A 19105-nucleotide genomic window follows, 5' to 3' on the forward strand; every position below is an offset into this window, starting at 1 on the left:
GAGGGGAGGGGGGATGTCCTTCTTCATTGTCCTTGGGCCGCAGCGCTAAGGACAATGGCAGATATCCACGTGGACCGTTTTCAACCCGTGGACCTACCTATCGCCCATTTTTCCACCCTCTGGACCGATCCGTCAACCGCACTAGGTTGCAGGCGCCCTGGCCAACGTCAGGCCGGCGGTTTTGGAAGGAGCGATCGCCGCTCTTCGGGGAACAGCGGGACAACGGACTGCAATTCCTTCGAGAAGCTCTGACGCAGATGGCCTGAAAAAAGCCACCCGACCTTCTCGCCTTGAGAGAGCGGCTCCATCACCTGCTGTATGCCGACTTGGTGCATGACCTGGATGGCCACCTCAAACTCGTTTGCCGAGCAGACGACATATTGGTGGTCCGTGATGATCGATCGGTCGATCTTTCGACGGTCGAGTTCGGCAAGAACGAGGGTGTTCAGATCGCCGTGGGTGGTGTGGGTGAACAGGTTCCAGTTGTCCATGGTCACGAGAACCGGATGAACTGGTTTCCCGTTCGGCTTCCAATGTGGATATTGGCCTGCAAGGGCGTCGGACAGCGTTGCGTAGATCTGGCCGATCGCCTTCGCGAGCTTGGCGAGCTGCGTGGTCACCGCGGCGTCGGGCGCGAGGTATTCCTTGGCCGCGCGGCCCACCTTCAGCAGTTTGGTCTCAACGAAGAGCGATGCGGTATCGTCGACGACGATGAAGTCGACGGCGTCCTTCGGCTGCTTCTTCGATCCATAGGGTTGCTCCGGCAGGACTGAGAAACGCCCCTTGTTAGCCCGGTCCAATGCTTCGCCGATGTAGGCCTGATAGGCTGGACCCATGTGGGCACTGAGCACGTCGACGTCGTGGCCGGCGACATCGAAATAGAGGCCGTCGGTCATGCGGCGTGCGAGGAGGCCCGGGATCGGACAGATGATTCTTCCGCTATCCTCGATCCGAATGAGCGGATGTAGCCACAGTGGATTGAAGGCGTAGGCCCAGTCCCCGTTCAGTGATCGCGCATCGTGGGCGCTCTTGCGGATGGTGGCTAGATCGACGGTCAGGTTCTCGATGACCGGTCGGGGATTGAAGCCCAGCATGGGAACGACGTTCTCGCACCAGTCGGCGGTCATGGCGAAATGTTCGATGTACGTGGCAAGTGCTGCGAAGCCGGATAGAGCGACCTGCTCTGCGGATAGGCCGTAGACGGTCCGGACGACGTCGTTCATCGCGTTGCTCCGGTAGATTTTTCTGGTCCGGATGAGGTCGTTGTGGCTGACGCCTTGCTGCCAATGGAACTGACGATGGGCGATGCGGGTCATCTCGGACATGACGTTGTGCTCGTCGATGGTCGAGCCTTCCTCCTCTGCCCGCTTGAGAAGATTCAGCGCTTTTGCGACCTGACCCCATTCGGTGATCGGCCTTCCTACTCGGGGTTCGCAATGGAGGATGACCTCACGTGCAAGCGTGTCGAGTTCCCAGAGGAAGAAGCCCAGCGCCAGATTGCTCCTGAGTCCATTCGGGTTGGCGCCAGCGAGATACCGGGGCAGATCCATCCCGAATTCGAGATGGTTGCTCAAGTACCAGATCGCCTGGAGAAAGGAGACCGTGTTGTACGGTCGAAGGTAGTTCCGGAGCGGCTTGATGAATTCCATCGTCAATACCTAATGTTGACGGTGGAGTGATGCCATGGTGCGAGCCGCGTTTCGCCTAGGGGCGGCGGCTTGGCTGATGATTGCGACCAGTCCGATGTTGTGCAAATTTTCACAGTCCGAACTCCGCCTCGGCTGCGACGCGGCAGAAGCCAGCCAAGCCATGCCTTTCGATACCGGAGCGCACGGCATCTGCATACGCGATCTGGGTCGCGACACCGCGCCTGGCGGCAAGCTCGGCCGACGAGATGCTGCGGCGAGCCATGGCGACGACGTCGACGACGGCGAGCGCCTTTTCACGTCCACCTTTTCTGGTCGGGACGTCTGCGAAAAGTTCGGTCACCTGTTTCGAGGCGATGTTGAGCACTTCCATTGCATCCGCTTTCGACATCATGGTGGCGGGCGCCAGACGTTGCGACGTGGGGGCACTGTAAATCAGCGATGCGACGCGGCGTGCGTCCTTGACGTGAATGCGGATGCGGTCGGCGAACCGGCCCGGGACGTCATCGACGGAGTATGCGATGTCACCGTTGAGGAACGCTTGCAGGGCCGGCCCCCACGGCTTGAAGCGACCGCCGACAGCCTTCATCGCCTGCGCAATACGGATGGACTCATCCTTCGGGATAGACGACCGATGGGCCAAGAGGTCCGCGGTCAGCCGCGCGAACGACTCCTGGGTCGTCTGGTGGACGGCATAGCGCATGAAGTGAGAGGGATGCTCCAGCACGTCGATAAGCCGCATCTCGGCAAGCTGCGAGACGCCGTCGTGGGAGATGCCGAGGTCGTAGCTCACGCTGTCGAACCCCTTTCGTCCGGAAACCTCGCGCCTGATTCGATGAACTTCCGCGCGGTCGAACAGCAGCTCGCACCGTTCCGCGCGGAGTGCAGGAATGGTAGCGAGTCCCTTGCCGCGGCGGAGTTCGGCAAGCTGCTGGGTCCCGAGCCCCAGAAGCCGGGCGGCATCCTTGATGCCGATGGTTCGCGCTTCGATGACCGGACCGCTTGGACCAGCGAGATCCAGGCTACTGCGCACTTCGGCGATCAAGGCGCTCAGGGCGGCTGAGCCGCTGGCGTTGGACTTGCGAAGGAAGCGCGTCGTGCGGCCGCCGTTTCCATCGCCATGCCTTTTGGAGCGCGCCTCCATGCGGCAGCAGATCAGGTCGATGAAGCGTTGAGGCCAGCCCTCCATCAGACTCCAGGCTTGAGTGGTCGCCTTGCAGACGCGCTCCGGGTCCATCAGATGCAACCGCTGTATGTCACGGCTCAGACCCGGGTCGACGACCGGGACTAGGGCCACGAGCAGATCGGCGGCGAGTTGCCCGTCGTCGATGGACAGCCTGCCTGGAAGGCGTTCGAGCGCCGCCGAGCGTCGATCCTCGTCGAAGAGGTCTGCCACAGGCTGCAGAGCAGCCAACAGCTCCGGCGCTACGGTCGTACTCTGGCTGCGGCGGAGATCGGCCATGCAATGCTCGCAGTGGGCGATGCCGGAAGTGATGATCCAGCCGACGCGACCGCCCTCGCAGATGGGGTTCTGGCAGCGGTCGAGCAGCATCTGGCCCGTCTCGGTGCAGACCGGGAGCAGGCGCAGGTCCCATAGCGCACGGTGATAAGCGCCATCGGGGCGCTGCAGTGCGGCCGGGGCGTAGCGGCGGATGCCGCTTTCGACGAGGAAAGTCGGCAAGGCGAGGCCGTTGAACAACCGATGGCCGCCACCGCCAGCATTGTCCGCGAGATACGGGCGTGAGCGGGAACTGAGTTCGGCCACCTCCACACCCATGAAATTGGCCAGGGAGATGAGCCGCTCGGGCTCGACAGCCGACGCGGACGGCCTGTGTCCGAACTCCAGGCCGGCCACGCTGGTAACCTCGATCATCCGTTCATGCCAGTTGTCGGATGCGAAGCGCGCGACCCCGCCGTTGAAGGACTCCCCGTCGCGCAACAAGAACGGGGGTCTGACCTGGGTGGCGGGGAGGAGGCCGCTCATGCGGCCTTCTCCTGCGCAAACGGTTGCCCGCCATCGTCGTCGGAACCATCCTCTTTCCGATCGGCATCATCTTGCGTCTGGTCTACGCCGTCGTCATCCTTGGCGTTTTCCCCTGTGGCCGTGGTCACGTCACCCTTCGACTTCACGAACGGGTTGTAATTGATGTGCCCATTGCCGATCGCCCAGTCGCTGACCGCGTCCCGGAGGTCTGCACGGGTGATCGTATCCACGCCTTCCCGGGTGATGCCGAGGACGGCGGTCTCGATGATTCGGGCGAACCGGCCGATGAGGCCGCCGGCGGACTCGAGCAGTAGCTGAGCGATGACCGGGGTTCCCAGGCCGGCCTTTTGGGTGAGGATGTCGGCGTCGACGAGCGCCTGGTCGTAGGCGTCGGCGAAGGCCATGAAGTCCACCTCGTCGCGTGACCAGACCAGCTTGGGGATGTGGACGGGTGAGTCGAGGCGGTTGCGCAGGTCCGGACAGGACTTGAATACATTTGCCGCATTCGTCTTGCCGAGGAAGGCGCAGGCGCAGTCGCCGCCCTTGGAGTCGTCACCGTCCATGATGTCGAGGATCTTGCCGGCGATGATCGGGCTGATGGTTGGACGGCGGCTCGCGCGTTGGAACTCGTCGAAGATGATCAGCGACACGCCGCAGTCGCGGATCGCCTGGCGTGCTCGCTCCCAGCGCTTGTCGGGCGTCAGGGCGTTGGGCCTCGGCTGGTCGAGCGCGGTCAGGATGTCGGTCGCGAGCGAGCCGACAGTTCCGTCGGTGTCCAGCTTGACGTAGGCGACCGGGATCGTGCCGGGGCGATGCTCTTCGCGTTCGAAAACCTCCCTGACGTAGCGCAGGGCGCCCGAACTCTTGCCCGAGAAGCTGTCGGCGAGCAGCTTCAAGCCGGGCTGGGGAAGTCCTGCCTCGCGCAGTTCATCGGCACTGCACAGCGCCTCGTCGAGTGCAGCGGCGAGCTCCTGTTGCGGCCCGTAGGGGATGGGCAGGCCGCGCAGCAGGAGGCGGCGCTCCGCGATCAGCTTGCCGAGGCGGCGACGTTCGACCGCATCGGAGTTGGAGCCGACGACGGGTGCCGACGCGGTTTCGACGATGTGCTGCAGGTCGTGATCGGGATCGTCGCGAAAGTTCTCGATATCGTCGCTGCTGCTGTGAGTCTGGTTGCTCATGGGGTACTCTCCTTCAAAAGACCCCGCCCGCGGCCCGCAGGCGGGGCTTTGGCTCAGCGATTGATGTTACGGCGGCGGCGGCTGACGTGGCCGTCGGTGCCCGTAGCGGCGTCCGGCTCCTGGTCGATGCGCGGTTCGACCTTGCGCGGCTGGCCGGCATCGCGGCGGTCGCCCTTCCCCGTCCTTTCGCGCTTCTCCGGCGTGTCTGGACGCGGGGCCCGAATTTCGAGGTCCAGTGCGGTCATCGCCGACACGTCGTGGCTGATGAAATCGTCCGTCGTGGCCGACTTCGCAAAGTCGGTGTCGAGGTGAACGATGTTGCCGGTGATCTGGCGCAGACGTGGGATCTCGTAGAGGCGGGCAACGGTGTCGCGTTCGCGGCTGGCGGCTCGGGGGGCAATAGCCCGGATGGCGGTGATGCGGCGCGCCCGCGCTTCGAGGCGCTCAGCCTCGGTATTGAACCCCTTGGGCGCTTCCTCGCCCTCGAGTTCCGACAGGCGGCTCAGGCCGACCCGCTCGGCATCGTCAGCCGCTCCGTCCACCGCCTTGCGACGGCGACCGCGCGGCTTGGCGGTTTCCTCCGGTTCGGCGGTCGCTTCCGCCTTGGCGAGTTCGAGAAGCTCGCGGTGGAACCACAGCGGCATGCCGTCGCTGTACGTCTCGTCCTCGCAGCGCAGCTCGACGTAGCTTAGCGTGGTCTTGTCCCAGACGTGGATGACCGCGATGTTCTCGGGGTCGAACTTGACCTTCGTGTGGATGGCGGCGTCGACCCGGGCCTGTCGACGCGGTTCGAAGCGCAGGCAGTTGTCGATGAGACGCTTCACACCCTCCTGATCGTAGTAGCGCAGCCCGCCGAAGATGCGCACGCCGCTCTTGCTGACGGTCACGTTCTGCCTGGTCTCCATCGTCTCGAGGCGCCAACGCCAGACGTCCGCCATGACGTCGATGCCGTGGCGGTTGGCCGACTTCTGGAAGACGAGCGCGGGCTGCAGGTTGTTGAGGCCGTCGTGGAGGTCGGTGTGGTAGTCGGCGATCGCCTTGTTCGCGATCGCCTCGATCTCGTTCATCGTGGCGACGGCGAGATCCTCGGCGTCGTGCTCCGAGCGCCGGGTATAGGCGATCGGCATGGTCGCGCCTGGCAGATGCTCCAGCATGAGACGTGGGATGGTGCCCATGGCGCGCTCGCCGATGGCTCGGTAGCGGGGCGCCTTGATCGGACAGAAACGGACCGAGAAGGATCCGGAGCGGGCGGCGTCCTCAAGCCCGTGGCCAGTGAATTCGGCCGCATTGTCGAGGATCAGCTCGTTCGGCTTGCCGCAGATTCGGACGAGGATCGGATAGCGCGCGGCGTCCTGGGGAGGCGGGCGCTTGGGCAGGTTCATGCGGCGCAGGCACTCTGCTACCGTCCAATAGCTGGGAGGGCGGAAGGTGATCACCCATGCGAGGATCGCGCGGCTGTGCACGTCGACCGCGAGGGTGAGGTACGGGCGACCCGCGACGATGTCGCGTTCGGGATCGACCACCACGAACGCATCGAGCGGGGTGTGGTCGATGATGACCTTCTCGAGGATGCGACTGGCGGTGAGCGGTTTGCCGCCGCCACGCATCTTCGACTCCACGAAGAGCTTGCCATCGCGTTCCGTCACCGTGTCTGAACCTTCCAGCGCGATGCAGTCGCGGCGGAATGTGGAGTAGCTGAAGCGAAGGTGCGGACTGATTGGCCTGGGGTAGTCCGCGCTCTTTCCTTCGTTGACCTCGACCAGCTCGGTGACCGCGGCTGCGTACGCCGTCTTCATGCAGCCCTTGGTCCCGACGCAGAGCAGCGCGTGCTTCATTCGAATCTCGCGCACCACATCGCGATCGAGCGAACGGCGCGGCGTGCGCCCAGCCATGCGAACCAGGAGACGGTGGTCACGGGCACCCGGCTTCCCCTTCGATCGCCAGTGCTTGATCGTCGCAGGCGGGGCGTGGGCGCCGAACTCGTCGATCAGCTCCTGCGTCCAGAGCGTCTTGAGACCCTCCGTCATCGCCTTGATGCCGTTGGGAACGCCCGCCTCGTCGAGCACCTCGACCTGCTTGATGACCCAGCGGATCCTTGGATCGAACTCCTCGAGGTCGGACATGTCCCATTCGGCGCGGGTCATCAGCGCCTCGGCCGCGATCATGCTTGGCGGAAATTTTACCTCGACCCGTCCGTCGATCGTCAGCCGATCGTAGTCGGCGGGGGCCGGAAGAACCGTGCCGCCGTTGCCATCGGGGATGAGAAACGGCTGGCCGGTATGGCAATCCGTGATCGTGAGACGGCCCGGGATGTGTTCGATCGGGGGACGGTGCGGCCGACCATCGATTTCGATGATCGTGCCGACGGGGAAGTTGTAGGGGGGCAGGGGCTGCTGGTTCACACGTCTTCTCCAGGTATGGAGGGCGTGCGTCGGCGTCCCGCCGACCGCAGGCACGCGATCCGGTTGAACCGGGCCTGCGAACCCGGACGGGGACGCCGGAGTGGCGGCCCGATTTCTCAGGTTCGACGCCGCCTTGATGGGGCGGCTGCTACGACTAGCTCATGTGGCAGCCGACGATTGCGCTGGTGCACACGTCCGTCATGACCACGACGACCGGTCGGGTGCTCTGCCCAAGCACTTCGAGATGGATCAGGTTGGATCGAACGGAACAGAGGCTAGCACCACGGGTACCGCAGTGCTGGCGAAGATCCGTACGGACGTGACGGTGCGACGACGCGGCGACGGGCAATGCGGGTCGGCGGCTAAGAGCCCTCGTTCCGGCGCGGGCATTTCGCTGGTTGGACGTGAGGGACTTGGCGGGCGTGTTCATCGGGAGATTCCTTCGGGGCTGGGGCTGGGGCTGGGGTTGGGGCTGGAGCCGGTGCGGGAGCGGATGTCGTACGTGCCCGGATCGTCAGTGGAGGCGGACGGGGGTGCGATTGCTGAGCATGTCGGTCAGATCGATTTCGACACGGCGGCGGACGACGAGGCCCTGCAGGATCGCCGCGCCCCGGGCAGGGCAGTCGCGGTCGATGGCATTGGCGAGCTCGCCGTATGTGGATTCCGGACCGTTGCCGAGCGCAAACGCTTCGAAGCGGCGCATGTGCTCGGGCGGAATGGTGACGAAGCGGCGCGAGGCGAACAGTTCCAGGTTGTTGCGATGAAAACGGTTCTGGATGATCTCGTCCGCCATCACGATGCGGTGACGGATGCCGATGCGACGCAGAACCTCATGGGCGCCCGCCATCTTCAGGCGGTAGCCGGGCTTCTCGAGCTGGCGTTCGCTGCTCTTGATCTCCCAGATCTCGTCGGGACCATCGAACCGGCTGATCCACAGGTCGGCGTACCATTCGAACCAGTGGTCCCCGAGCGGAAAGCTGAGAAGGCAGGGCTCGGTCTGCGCCCATTCCACCGTGAAGTCGCACTCGGCGGCGAGGAGAGCGAACCGCTGGGTGCTGCCCTCCCAGTGCTGCAGGCGCCGACGCTTGAAACTGGGCCACCAGCCATTCTCGTGGGTGCGGTTGCCGCTGAAGGTGCGCAGCGAGCCGCCATCGGCCTCCTTGATCATTTCCGCCATGGATGAAAGGCGCTCGTCGCCGTGCGGCATTTCCGCCACCGGCATGAGCCGGGTGCGGTCGGCCACGAAGGCGGCATCGTAAAGGCGGGCATTCAGGTCCAGGCCGGCGAGTACCTGCTGCGATAGCGGGATGCGGACCTGGCTCGGCTTGAGCTTGTGGATGCCGGCGGGGTGGGCGGCTTCCCTCGGCTTGATCCTCATTGGTCGCCGCCCAGCGCGATGCCGACGGAAGCGAGGGGCCTATCGCCGGGACCCCAGCCGCAGGACAGATTGAACTCCTTCGCGCCGCAGACGAAGGGGAAGTTGATGCGCTCCTCGACGATCATCTCCTCGATGTCGCGGACCTGAAGCGCACGGCACGCCGAGCGTTCGCCGAGTTCTAACCATTCCCGGATGATCAAAACGTCGGCCTGCGCGCCGCCGGTCGAGGGAAGGAGTTCCTCCACCTGGCAGAGGTCGCCGTCAGCCGCGAAGACGTCGCCGTCGATGATCTTCCGGGCGGCGGGGCTGACAGGCGTCTCGGCCGGCCAACGTCTAATGCGGCTGAGCTCTCCGGTCTTACGTTCGATGCGCGGTCCGGGTCCGTCGGGCGAACGCCGGCGGACGGCAACGCGCCGATATGAGTGGCTGATCGGCCGCGGGGCGCGCTTGGCGGCCGACTTCCCGAAGACCGCCTTCACTTACGGGTCCTTCCAGTCATGAAGCGCACACGAGTTGCGTCGCGGCAATGACGGCGGCGCCAAGTCAGCGCGCGCTCCATCCGGGGGAAGTCGCAATCCAGCAGGACGAAGAGCGAGTCGTAGGCGAGGGGGGAATCGTAGCGCGGGTTCGGGGGCGGCGCGGGTGGCTCGGGGGTGAGATCGAGGCGCTCCGTCGTCTTGTCGTCTTCATCGGCGTTCATAAGTGTGTGTCCAAACAGTGATCGACACAGCGTATTTAGGTAACCGTCCCGGCTCGGTCAATCCTTATTTGTACACAACGAATCTTGTTTGGATAGATGGACATGTGGGGTTTGCTGCCCTAGAACGCAACCATGGCCGCCCCGATCGATTCGCCTGACCTTGAAGTGACGTCGTCGAAGGGGGCGATGCGTCGGCTGCGGCAGTTCCTCGGCAACCCACTGCCAGCGGAAGAGGCGGTGCTATGGGCCGAACTTTCCGAGCGTCAGCGAGCGAAGGCGCTGCAGCGCATGGCCGCCCTGACGCGGTGGAACAGGAAGAAGGCGCCGCACGATGCGGTGCTTGCCGCCGCGAACGCCGGACTGAAGCACACCTCCAGGTTCTACGAGATGGCCAAGGCATGGGGTGACGCTCCATCCCTCAAAGTCCTTGGCGTGCTCGCTACCGCTCCCCGGACTCGCAAAAGCAAGCACGAGGACCTGCTCTCGGAACAAGCCCGCGAACTGGTCGACGCCTATCCGGGCGAGAGCGTGCGTCAGCTCGCGCTGAAGCTGGCCGAGACGCCGGGACTGGGGAAAAAGCCCCCGACCTATAACACTCTGCGCCGCTACGTGGACGACGAGTTGCGCAGACGCAGTCGGAAGGCGCGACCGGGCAAGTACGTCGGGTTCGACTGCTGCGCCTGCTCGATGCAGCGGATGGATGGATCGGAATACGCGCTGTTCGCGATCGTCGATCAGGAGAGCCAGCTCGTGCTCGGCGCGGCGTTGGGCGATCCGGCGCACAGCCGACGCGGATACGCAGATGCCGCTTCGGACGCGCTCAGGCGAATACGCCGATCGCCTCTTGCCGGGGTGGCCTGGCTCGAGCGAGTGGAGGGTTTCCAACTCGTCGTCGGCGTCGATGGCGACCGGTGGAACGACGTCAAGGCGGAGGTGGCGGCCGCTGGGGTCAATGCTCCGATCGAGCCGTCGACGCGCCGACAGCGCTTTGGTCGCTACCTCAAACCGGCCATCGGTTCTCGACTCGGCCGCATCGCGCTTTCGCCGAACCGCACGCAGGAGTTGGGGGGCGGGGTAGGGGATGTAACGCCATCGAAGCCAACCACCGACGACGTGACCCGGCTGGCATTGGAGGTCGAGGCTCACAATGCGCCGCTCGTCGACCAACTCGAGCGCGTCGATGGATCGGAACCGCCCGCCGACCTGATCGCCCTTCTGCAGCACCTTGCGCCGAATTAGCGTCGGAGTGGTTGCGGGTTGCCATCCTTCGGCGCTATTTCAGCCGACCCAGGTTGCCGCCGGCGCCTGCCGCGCCGCGTTGTGGCGGAGCAGGAGGTCGGCGACGACGTCACGCGCGTCCTTCGCCGTAAGCGGCTGGTCCTTGGTGTTCCGCAGGACCTCGGCCGGATCGACCGCGCGGGCGGGCTGGTAGACGATGCGCATCTGGCCGAAGCCACGGCCGAGCGCCCGTGCGAGTTCGCGCCGACCGTTGTGCGAGAGCAGGCGGGTCACGCGCGCGCCCGCAAGTTCGAAGGGGTCGGCGAGGGCGTTCTCGACCCTGATCTCGGCATCGCGCGCCACTTCGAGGACCGCGGCCGCCATGCGGGCAGGCACCTGTTCGTCCGTCCCCATCGAAGCCGCGATGATGGCACCTGTCGACGGCCGGACGGCCAGGACGAGTTCGGGATAGGACATCGCGCCGTCGGACGCGGCGATCGGTAGCCTGATCCAGCAGCGGGAGACGAGGACCACGTCGTCGGCCGTCTTGACGACGCGGTCTCTTCGCGCATCCATGACCATGTTCCAGATCGTGCTTCGGGACGGCGCGTTGAGCCCTTGCTCGGCAAGCGCGTCGTTCACGGCCGCAACGGTCTGGTTCAAGGTCAGGGCGGCGTCCAGGCCCGCGACCACGTGACGCGCTGCACGCTTGACCTCGGCTGCGAGGTGCCGGGGCCCGGTCCTGCGCTCCTTACCCTTGGTGAATCCCGAGCCGGATATGGCGGAGGGTCGACGATATTCCTTCCAGGCGCGGACGAGTGCGAGAAACTGGCCGACGCTAAGGTCGAGGCGATCGGCGTGGCTCTTCCGGTCGGCATCGTTCGGCTTCGCGATGCCGATGAAGTCCTTGATGACGCCTATCCGACGACGGACCTCCGCGCGACGCAGGGGGTCGACGCCCGACATGTCGAGCTCTTCCATTTTTCGATCCTTTCTTTTGATTTGCCCCGCGAAGGGAGGGCGGTGCTGGAGAGGCAGAGCCTTGCCCACGCACGTCGGGTTCCGACGGTCGGCCGCCGGGGAGCGCATCGCGGGGGCGCGATGCTTCAGGTGTGGCTAGGGTCGATCGTCTTTCGAAGAGCGTGCCGCCCGACTGGCTGCATATGCCGCCGCCCTGGGTGCCCAACCTCGTCGGGCCGACGCTTGAGATCCGACGTCACGCGGAGCCGAGCCCGCTTGAACCCGTAGAGAATGATGCAAGGAATGCGTGCCATGTCCCGGGTACAAGGAGACACGGCATGGGCGCGTACCGCATAGACAGGAACCTCACCATCACGCGGGTCGAAGGCGCGCCGACGGAGATCATCGGCGGTCATCAGGAATGGGACTGCGTCGCCTACGACGCCGATAACGACATCTGGTGCAACGACAGGGGTCTTTTCGAGGACGATCCGGTGGTGGCGTGGATCGGCGAAGCTCGGCGCGTTCCGCTGCCCGCCTTCATTCTCGGGCGATACGACGGCGGGTACGGCGACCCGCATCTCGCGATCGAAGAAGTACGGTTCGGGGAAGTCGGCAATTCCGGCGCCTGGCTGCCATTCCGTTGAAGACGGTCCTCCGGTCACCTCGACTCGAACGTCCGGTAACGTGCCATTGGGCTGAGATCGGCGGTGACGGCGCGCGCCACGTGCATCGAGGCGACCGGAAGGCCATCGTCGGGCTCCGACCCATGAGGTCTACGTCCGACGCTCGGTTCGTTCGACTCTAGTACCTTGCCCGCTGCCTCGCGCAGAGGTTGGCCGGCGGGTACACGCCACCGGCCGCCCGGCAAGGCGAGCCTCGACGGTTCGGAAAGCAATCGCGCCTATGCCTAGTATGCGCAGGATAGACGATGATCGCCTATCGCATCGATACCGATTTCAGCATCGAGCTGGCCATCGAACCACTCTTCCCGGCACTTCAGGACATCGGGGCGGTCCTGCTCAGTGGCGTGCGCGGCTTTTTTGCGCGTGATCCGATGCCGGACGAAGAACCGCCACAGCGTGCCGATCCCAATTGGAGTGCAGCGCTCGGCTAGCAGCACCTGCAACTCGGTAAGCGTGATGTCGTCCTTCGCCTCGATCGCATCCAGAATGAAGGCTGCGTGTGCGTCGATCCTAGCCGCTCGACGGTCGCCACCCAATACGACAAAACTGCCGAATCTTACATCGGCTTCGTCAGCCTCGCTTCAGTCCTGCTCTGGCTGCCCTTTGTCCACGACGCCTAATATAACTCGGTGAAATGTGGCACCCACCACCGGTGTTACACTGTGATGGGTGCCATCAATTATCAATTCACTAATTCCCGCTTGGACCGGTGGGCGAATGCGAATGCCGCAGATGCAATGCCGAAAATTGCTAAGAAAACAGCTACTTCGGCATAATTTATCTGTCCAATGCCATATGTTGAATAGAGAACCGCGCTAACGAACCCAATCGCGAACCCGGCGACACAACCACTCAACCATTTCTGCATATCGATCACCGATTCTGGAACTTGAGATTGCCAGCCTTCACGAGATCCTCGACGATATCAGGAATCCCGTTGTTATCGGCATCCGTGCCGGTAACAGTTGTACCCTTGGGGAGGGTCACCTTCGAGTTTGTGCCTTCGCCTGGGATCGTTTTGAACGGAATATTGGGAATGTTGCCCGTGGTCAGCACGGCTGGAGCATTGAATACAATGGTCGACGATCCGTTACGGCGGCCGGTCACCACAATATCATCGCGGAAATCGGCGTACTGATTCGGGTCGTCTTTTTTGTCAGCACTTGAAAGCCCCCCGGAAACGAAGTCATACTCGTCCAAGGTCAGTTCGCGAACGCCATCCTGAAACATAATAATCTCCCGCTTATGCAACGCATTCCGCAAGAAACCATTTTGGTGCCTTGCCGAGTGCAGGCACTCCATATTAGCCTAATATTACACATTTATGGGTCACTATGTCATTTTTCCACGAGCAGCTAATATTGGATCGAACAGCCATTGTAGCAACGTTCTTCGCTCTGCAACAACGCTCGCCGTTATGGTCATCCCGGTCTGCAACGGAGCTATTTTCCCATATGCGCGAACAGCTTGCTGATCGAGTCGAACAAAAACTCGATAAGACGGAAGTTCGAATTTCACCGGGGACATATACTCCTGAGGCATTACCGGAGCGCGGCTGATTTGCTCCACCTTGCCGGTCAAAGCACCGTACCGTTGAAAAGGAAACGCGTCGACAAAGACTCTCACGGTCTGCCCTCGACTTATAAAACCGGAAGATCGGGTGGGCATAAGCAACTCAATGCCTAGCCTTCCGATCGGTGCGATCGACACCACTGGTAGATTACCTTTAACCGCCTCGCCCACACGCATATTGACCGCAGCTACCACTCCGTTAACGGGCGCGCGAAGCATACTCCCGGATTTCTCAGATATATTCATGTCCGTCGTTCGAAGGTTGGCCAGCGACGCCCGCAATTGTGATTGCTCAACTGCTGCTTGTGACAGGGCATTCTTCTGAGCCGTGCGAAGGATCACCAACTGCGCTTTCTGCTCTCGTATTTGCTGGTTGACCGCAGATAACGACTGCCTACCCGAAAGAATGGACTGGCGGCGCTTATCCTGTTCGAACTTCGATATGAATCCTTTTCTTACGATATCTTCTGCATCATCAAACTGCTTTTGCAGCAATTGAACTTGAGTAGACTGAAGATCGCGCTGCTCGGCCAGGGACGTCAGAGCGAGTTGCGCAACCCAAATCTGCTCCTGAGCCTTCGCCGCTTCCCGCTCCCCACGCTCCCTTGCGGCGATAATTTGCGCATCCGTCTCGGCAATGACAGAGGCGATCTGCTGGTGCCCCTGGCGGCTGAACGAGCCGCTTGATCCATATGTTTCGGTCGCGATCGCTCCCAACGACTGCCCTTTGCGAACATAATCACCTACGCGAATATCGAGCGCTTGAAGGAGCCCGCCAGGCTGTGCGTAGATCTCCGCCAAACCCTTCTCGGGAACCACCCAGCCGAGTGCCGTTTCCTTGCGTTCAAATTTGGCGATAGACGTGGCAGCGATCGCACCAACCGCAAGAGATACCAAACCAGTGGTCACAAGGCGCAAACTCGTCGGCTGGTGAACTGTGATATCACCAATCAAACCGCGTCGCTGCCCTTTAATCGCCTCAGACCGAAAAAGTGTCATCGGATGGTAGTCCAAATATCGTTTAGGACCTTTATGCCAAGGCCTCATCGATAGGACAATATAAATGCTGGTTTCGCCTGACGGGCAGATTATCAAAAGAAATCATAGCAAAATCAGTCTCATCTTACAATCCGAGGCTGCCGAATGCGGGCTTGCATGTCTTGCAATGATTGCCGGCGCGTATGGACATGAGGTTTCACTTGCAGAGTTGCGCCGCCGTTACTCAATCTCTTCCAAAGGCATGAATCTACGTGGGATTTTGAACGTCGCTGCTGCTATGGAGCTGACCGGTCGACCTCTTCGGGTGGAAGTTTCAAAGCTCGCCAGCCTCAAAGGGCCTGTTATATTACATTGGAACTTCAACCACTTCGTTGTATTGGCCAATCAGCGCCGGGGCAAAATGCTGATCTATGATCCCGCGACTGGCTCGCGCTGGGTAGATAGCGCAGAATTCGGCTCTTCGTTCACGGGTATTGCCATCGAATTTACACCATCGTCAAATTTTGAGCGCCGTAAAAAACCCGAAGTCGTACGCCTGTCAGATCTCGCCAGTAGAATGCGGGGTTTCACATCCTCGATTGTGCAGATGTTTTTTCTAGCCGCGCTAATGCAGTTATTTGCACTTGCGACCCCGCTGCTGAGTCAATTGGTGGTTGATGAAGCGATCACGAAAGGCGACGCCGATCTTCTAGGCGTTTTGGCCATAGGCATGATCCTGCTGCTGATTACGACAAATGTTATAAAATTGACACAAGGCTTCATCGGCCTTTACATTTTTACCCAAATAGCATTTCAGGCAAAGACGAACCTGCTGCGGCATGCAATGCGCCTCCCTGTATCATGGTTTGAAAAGCGACACATCGGAGACGTCATTTCAAGATTCTCGTCGCTATCACCCATTCAGTCATTCGCATTGAACACCATACCATCGGCGATGCTCGATATTTTAATTGCTATAGTTTCCCTCGCAATGATGACCATTTATTCTTTTGAGCTTGCCGCCTTGGAGTTATCCTGTGTCGCCATCTACCTTCTCGTCCGGCTGGGAACATTTGGTCATGTCAAACGGCTAACGACTCAAGGAATCCATATCAGCTCGAATGTTGAGACTATTTTCCTGGAAACAATAAGGGGCGCAAAGACGCTGAAGCTTTTTGGGAAAGAGAATGAGCGCATCACAATATGGCAGAACGAACAAGCAAAGCTGATCAACAATAGCGCCGCGCTGTCAAAGTTTGGTCTTTGGGGCGGCAGCGGGGTATCGCTCTTAATCGGATTTCAACAGATAATCATTTGGTTCATTGGTGCAAAATTTGTTATAGAAGGTAAGTTGACACTTGGAATGCTGTTTGCGTTTCAGGCCTATGGAGCACAATTCGGGAGTTCTGCGAATTCGATTGTTGCGCATTTCTTTTCATTTAGAACTTTGGAGATTCATCTAGAAAGACTTGCAGACGTTATCCATACCGAAGAGGAGCCAGGGCTTGACGTTCAGTTGATGGCCGATGTTCGGTCGCCAGCCGTCATCACCTTACATGACGTGAGCTTTCGTTATGCCGACCATGAGCCCGATGTAATAAAGGGTGTATCACTGGATATCCATAAAGGGGACTTTATCTGCTTAAAGGGACCGTCAGGCCACGGCAAATCTACAATTGTTAAGCTGCTTCTTGGCTTCGAGCATCCCCACAGCGGTGAAATCAAAGTCGATGGCATTCCGCTCCGTCAGTATGGTGTGTCCCGATACCGATCCATGGTCGGTGCCGTCCTTCAAGATGATCAGCTTTTTTCTGGAACATTGTCAGAAAACATATCCTTCTTTGATATTTCGGGGAGCGATGATCGCATTCAGCAAGCAGCCAAGGACGCCTGTATTCACGATGAGATCATGAAGTTTCCAATGGGTTATCAGACATTCACAGGAGACTTGGGAACGAATCTTTCAGCTGGTCAGCGGCAAAGGATTCTTCTGGCACGCGCGCTCTATCGAGAACCAGAGATCCTATTTCTAGACGAAGGTACCGCCAATCTAGACCCCGTGTCGGAAACCGCCGTAATGGATGTTGTCCGGTCATTACCCATCACCCGTGTTGTGGTCGCTCACCGAGAGGGCGCTACTCTTGGCGCGTCTAGGACGATATGGGTTGAAAACGGGGCGATCGTTGAGCAAGCGTAAGCGTGGCCAGTATACCGCCTTGTTATTGAGCGCGGCTCTTCTGGTAAGCCAGTTTGCCGGCGTGGCGGCGGATGGCGATGGCCGCGACGGCGCGGCGGGTGAAGCGTTCGTCGAAGTCGTCGGCGTTGTACGGGCCGCCATGCCATTCGCGTAAGCGGTCGTGTTCCTCGTGGCCGGGGTCGGCCATGGCGTCGAGGAACATCTCGAACCCAGGCAAGCCGCCGACGTCCTCGGGCGGACAGCGCCGTTCCCCGTCGATGAAGCGCGGATATTTGACGTCGGGTTCGCCGGGGCCGACGGTTTCGACGGTGATGGTGTGCCGCCAGTCGTCACCCATGTCATAGGTATAGACGAGTTCCGCCACGCCCCGGTCGATGAGCGTCGCGAGCTTCACGTTCCTGGCTGCGGTCATGCCGCTCTCCGGCCACATCGGGTCGGGGATGCCGTAGCGCCGGTCGCCGGCCTCGAAATGCCACAGGTGGCAATCCTCCCAGCCCATTGCGGCCTGAACGATGTCGTGAAGCATCTTGAGGCTGGCGGTGACCGGCACGTCGACCCGGCGCCAGATGGCGGGCTCGATGTCGTCGAGGACGATGTGCAGGCGGGCGATGGTCTCGGCGCTCATGCCGCCAGTCTGGCAGGTTCGAGGGACCAGTTCCACGGCATGAGTTCGTCCCATCGGCTGGCAGGCCAGTCGCCGGCGACCTTGGCGATGACGTCGGCGATATAGGCGTGCGGGTCGACGCCGTTTGCCTTGCACGTCTGGATAACGGTGTAGATGGTCGCGGCCCGCTCGCCACCTGCGCGCGAGCCGGCGAACAGCCAGTTTCGGCGTCCGACCGCGACACCGCGCAGCGCACGCTCGGCGATGTTGTTGTCGATCTCGAGGCGGCCATCGCCCAGGAAGCGCAACAGCGCCGGCCAGCGCTTGGTGCCATAGGCGATGGCCCGGGCCATGTCGGACTTCGGTGACAGACGACGCAGGGCCGCGTCGAGCACCGCGCGCAGTTCATCGACCAGCGGCCGGCTTTTCTCCTGCCGGGTTCGGTGCCGCACGTCGGGCGGCTGGCCGCGGACCTCGGCCTCGACAGCGTAAAGGGTGCCGATGCGTTCGAGGATGTCGGTGGTCAGTGGCGTGGGCGACCGCTCGTGGAGGTCGAAGACCTTGCGCCGGGAATGCGCCCAGCAGGCAACCTCGGTCACGCCCCTGCGGTAGAGCCCGTCATAGCCGGCATAGGCATCGGCCTGGAGGAAACCGCGAAACCCCGCGAGATGCGCCATCGGGTGTGCGGCAGTACGGTCGGGCGTGAAGCGATACCAGGTCGCACGTGGTGCCGTGCCGCCGGATGCCCGGTCATCGGCCGCGTAGACCCATAGCCGCCCGGTCGCGGTCTTGCCCCGACCGGGGTCGAGCACCGGCACCGGTGTGTCGTCGGCATGGATCTTGTCGGCCTTGAGGACTTCGTCGCGGATACGGCTGACGATGGGGTCGAGGAGCACTGCGGCCTGTCCGGTCCAGCCCGCCAGCGTCGAGCGGTCGATGTCGAGCCTTGCGCCGCCATCATCTCGGCCTGGCGGTACAGCGGCAGGTGGTGGTCGAACTTGGAGACGACGACGTGCGCCAGCGTGGCGAAGGTCGCCTTGCCGCGTACCACGGCGGTGACCGGCGCCGGCGCCTGGACGATCTTGTCGCATACCCGGCAGCTGTATTTTGGGCGGACGTTGCGCACGACCCGCCAACGGACTGGCACGATGTCGAGCATCTCGTGCGCGTCCGCCCCGAGCGGCCGCAACGCACCGCCGCAGTCCGGACAGGTGCAGGCGCCCGACAGCGGCTCGTGGACGACCTCCTCGCGCGGCAGATTTCCGGGCAGGCTGCGAACGGGCACCGGTCGTGCCACTACGCCGCTGTCGGCCCCCTCGGGTACAGGCGCATCACGCTCCGTTTCCAATTCCTCCAGCGCCAGTTCGAGTTGCTCGATCTCGCGGCCGAGCTTCTCGGACGACGCGCCGAACTGCATCCGTCGCAGCCGCGCGATCTGTCCGCGCAGGGTGTCGATGAGCAGGTCGCGGGCGGCGAGTGCGGCATTGGCCCGGGCGAGCGAGGCCTCCAGCGCGGCGATCCGCGCGACGGCATCAGCAGGGGAAACGGGCGCTTCCGACACCCTGTTCCCATAGCAGATTGCATGTCGGCGAGCGAGGGAAA

The 19105-nt window shown here is 62.1% G+C and carries 15 protein-coding genes and 1 pseudogene; 4 read left to right on the top strand and 12 right to left on the bottom strand.

Translation table 11 applies throughout. The annotated features are described in order from the left end of the window. Window positions 1-167 precede the first annotated feature (167 nt). The 7 genes from QE360_RS10170 to QE360_RS10200 form a co-directional block, all read right to left on the bottom strand. Window positions 168-1649, bottom strand: coding sequence for a hypothetical protein (locus QE360_RS10170; protein WP_309701256.1), 1482 nt, complete (start codon window positions 1647-1649; stop codon window positions 168-170). Window positions 1650-1758: 109 nt separating this feature from the next. After that, window positions 1759-3630, bottom strand: a complete 1872-nt coding sequence (locus QE360_RS10175; RefSeq protein ID WP_309701259.1) for a hypothetical protein — start codon at window positions 3628-3630, stop codon at window positions 1759-1761. Beyond that, the gene (locus tag QE360_RS10180; protein WP_309701261.1) at window positions 3627-4808 is read right to left on the bottom strand and encodes a TniB family NTP-binding protein; all 1182 of its coding nucleotides are present in this window, start codon (window positions 4806-4808) and stop codon (window positions 3627-3629) included. Before QE360_RS10180 ends, QE360_RS10175 begins: the two co-directional genes overlap by 4 nt. A 53-nt stretch (window positions 4809-4861) precedes the next feature. Then, window positions 4862-7210, bottom strand: coding sequence for a transposase family protein (locus QE360_RS10185; RefSeq protein WP_309701263.1), 2349 nt, complete (start codon window positions 7208-7210; stop codon window positions 4862-4864). 514 nt (window positions 7211-7724) lie between these two features. Beyond that, window positions 7725-8588 (bottom strand): hypothetical protein, encoded by an 864-nt coding sequence (locus tag QE360_RS10190; RefSeq protein WP_309701265.1) that lies wholly within the window; start codon window positions 8586-8588, stop codon window positions 7725-7727. After that, window positions 8585-9067, bottom strand: coding sequence for a hypothetical protein (locus QE360_RS10195; RefSeq protein WP_309701267.1), 483 nt, complete (start codon window positions 9065-9067; stop codon window positions 8585-8587). Before QE360_RS10195 ends, QE360_RS10190 begins: the two co-directional genes overlap by 4 nt. Next, a complete protein-coding gene (locus tag QE360_RS10200; protein ID WP_309701269.1) occupies window positions 9064-9288 on the bottom strand; it encodes a hypothetical protein in 225 nt (74 codons plus the stop codon). Before QE360_RS10200 ends, QE360_RS10195 begins: the two co-directional genes overlap by 4 nt. A 132-nt stretch (window positions 9289-9420) precedes the next feature. Here QE360_RS10200 and QE360_RS10205 point away from each other — a divergent pair, with 132 nt between their 5' ends. Next, complete coding sequence (locus QE360_RS10205; RefSeq protein ID WP_309701271.1) at window positions 9421-10527, top strand: hypothetical protein; 1107 nt, start codon at window positions 9421-9423, stop codon at window positions 10525-10527. 39 nt (window positions 10528-10566) lie between these two features. Here QE360_RS10205 and QE360_RS10210 read toward each other — a convergent pair whose 3' ends face one another. Continuing rightward, the gene (locus tag QE360_RS10210) at window positions 10567-11487 is read right to left on the bottom strand and encodes a hypothetical protein (protein WP_309701273.1); all 921 of its coding nucleotides are present in this window, start codon (window positions 11485-11487) and stop codon (window positions 10567-10569) included. A gap of 317 nt (window positions 11488-11804) precedes the next feature. On the opposite strand from QE360_RS10210, the gene QE360_RS10215 reads away from it, so the two are divergent. Next, the gene (locus tag QE360_RS10215; protein WP_309701275.1) at window positions 11805-12113 is read left to right on the top strand and encodes a hypothetical protein; all 309 of its coding nucleotides are present in this window, start codon (window positions 11805-11807) and stop codon (window positions 12111-12113) included. Between the two features lie 284 nt (window positions 12114-12397). Further along, complete coding sequence (locus QE360_RS10220) at window positions 12398-12583, top strand: hypothetical protein (RefSeq protein WP_309701277.1); 186 nt, start codon at window positions 12398-12400, stop codon at window positions 12581-12583. Window positions 12584-13025: 442 nt separating this feature from the next. Here the strand turns inward: QE360_RS10220 and QE360_RS10225 are convergent, their stop codons facing one another. Beyond that, window positions 13026-13382 carry a hypothetical protein gene (locus QE360_RS10225; protein ID WP_309701279.1) on the bottom strand — a complete coding sequence of 119 codons (357 nt, stop codon included), beginning with the start codon at window positions 13380-13382 and terminating at the stop codon, window positions 13026-13028. A 102-nt stretch (window positions 13383-13484) separates the two neighbouring features. Then, window positions 13485-14738, bottom strand: a complete 1254-nt coding sequence (locus QE360_RS10230) for an HlyD family efflux transporter periplasmic adaptor subunit (protein ID WP_309701281.1) — start codon at window positions 14736-14738, stop codon at window positions 13485-13487. A 49-nt stretch (window positions 14739-14787) separates the two neighbouring features. Between QE360_RS10230 and QE360_RS10235 the strand changes: the two genes are divergently transcribed. Next, on the top strand, window positions 14788-16899 hold the full coding sequence (locus QE360_RS10235) for a peptidase domain-containing ABC transporter (RefSeq protein WP_309701283.1): 2112 nt from the start codon (window positions 14788-14790) through the stop codon (window positions 16897-16899). A gap of 22 nt (window positions 16900-16921) precedes the next feature. Here the strand turns inward: QE360_RS10235 and QE360_RS10240 are convergent, their stop codons facing one another. Then, the gene (locus QE360_RS10240) at window positions 16922-17524 is read right to left on the bottom strand and encodes a plasmid pRiA4b ORF-3 family protein (protein WP_309701287.1); all 603 of its coding nucleotides are present in this window, start codon (window positions 17522-17524) and stop codon (window positions 16922-16924) included. Further along, window positions 17521-19082: pseudogene (gene tnpC, locus QE360_RS10245) on the bottom strand (IS66 family transposase). The gene QE360_RS10240 and the pseudogene tnpC overlap by 4 nt, the downstream one beginning before the upstream one ends. Between the last annotated feature and the right edge of the window lie 23 nt (window positions 19083-19105).

The sequence above is a fragment of the Sphingomonas sp. SORGH_AS_0789 genome, assembly GCF_031453055.1.
Classification (GTDB): domain Bacteria; phylum Pseudomonadota; class Alphaproteobacteria; order Sphingomonadales; family Sphingomonadaceae; genus Sphingomonas.

Coding starts and splice junctions, on each gene's coding strand:
- QE360_RS10210 (WP_309701273.1), bottom strand. CDS start 11,487: ATGGAAGAGCTCGACATGTCGGGCGTCGACCCCCTGCGTCGCGCGGAG.
- QE360_RS10240 (WP_309701287.1), bottom strand. CDS start 17,524: ATGAGCGCCGAGACCATCGCCCGCCTGCACATCGTCCTCGACGACATC.
- QE360_RS10175 (WP_309701259.1), bottom strand. CDS start 3,630: ATGAGCGGCCTCCTCCCCGCCACCCAGGTCAGACCCCCGTTCTTGTTG.
- QE360_RS10220 (WP_309701277.1), top strand. CDS start 12,398: ATGATCGCCTATCGCATCGATACCGATTTCAGCATCGAGCTGGCCATC.
- QE360_RS10225 (WP_309701279.1), bottom strand. CDS start 13,382: ATGTTTCAGGATGGCGTTCGCGAACTGACCTTGGACGAGTATGACTTC.
- QE360_RS10200 (WP_309701269.1), bottom strand. CDS start 9,288: ATGAACGCCGATGAAGACGACAAGACGACGGAGCGCCTCGATCTCACC.
- QE360_RS10215 (WP_309701275.1), top strand. CDS start 11,805: ATGGGCGCGTACCGCATAGACAGGAACCTCACCATCACGCGGGTCGAA.
- QE360_RS10180 (WP_309701261.1), bottom strand. CDS start 4,808: ATGAGCAACCAGACTCACAGCAGCAGCGACGATATCGAGAACTTTCGC.
- QE360_RS10170 (WP_309701256.1), bottom strand. CDS start 1,649: ATGGAATTCATCAAGCCGCTCCGGAACTACCTTCGACCGTACAACACG.
- QE360_RS10205 (WP_309701271.1), top strand. CDS start 9,421: ATGGCCGCCCCGATCGATTCGCCTGACCTTGAAGTGACGTCGTCGAAG.
- QE360_RS10235 (WP_309701283.1), top strand. CDS start 14,788: ATGCTGGTTTCGCCTGACGGGCAGATTATCAAAAGAAATCATAGCAAA.
- QE360_RS10190 (WP_309701265.1), bottom strand. CDS start 8,588: ATGAGGATCAAGCCGAGGGAAGCCGCCCACCCCGCCGGCATCCACAAG.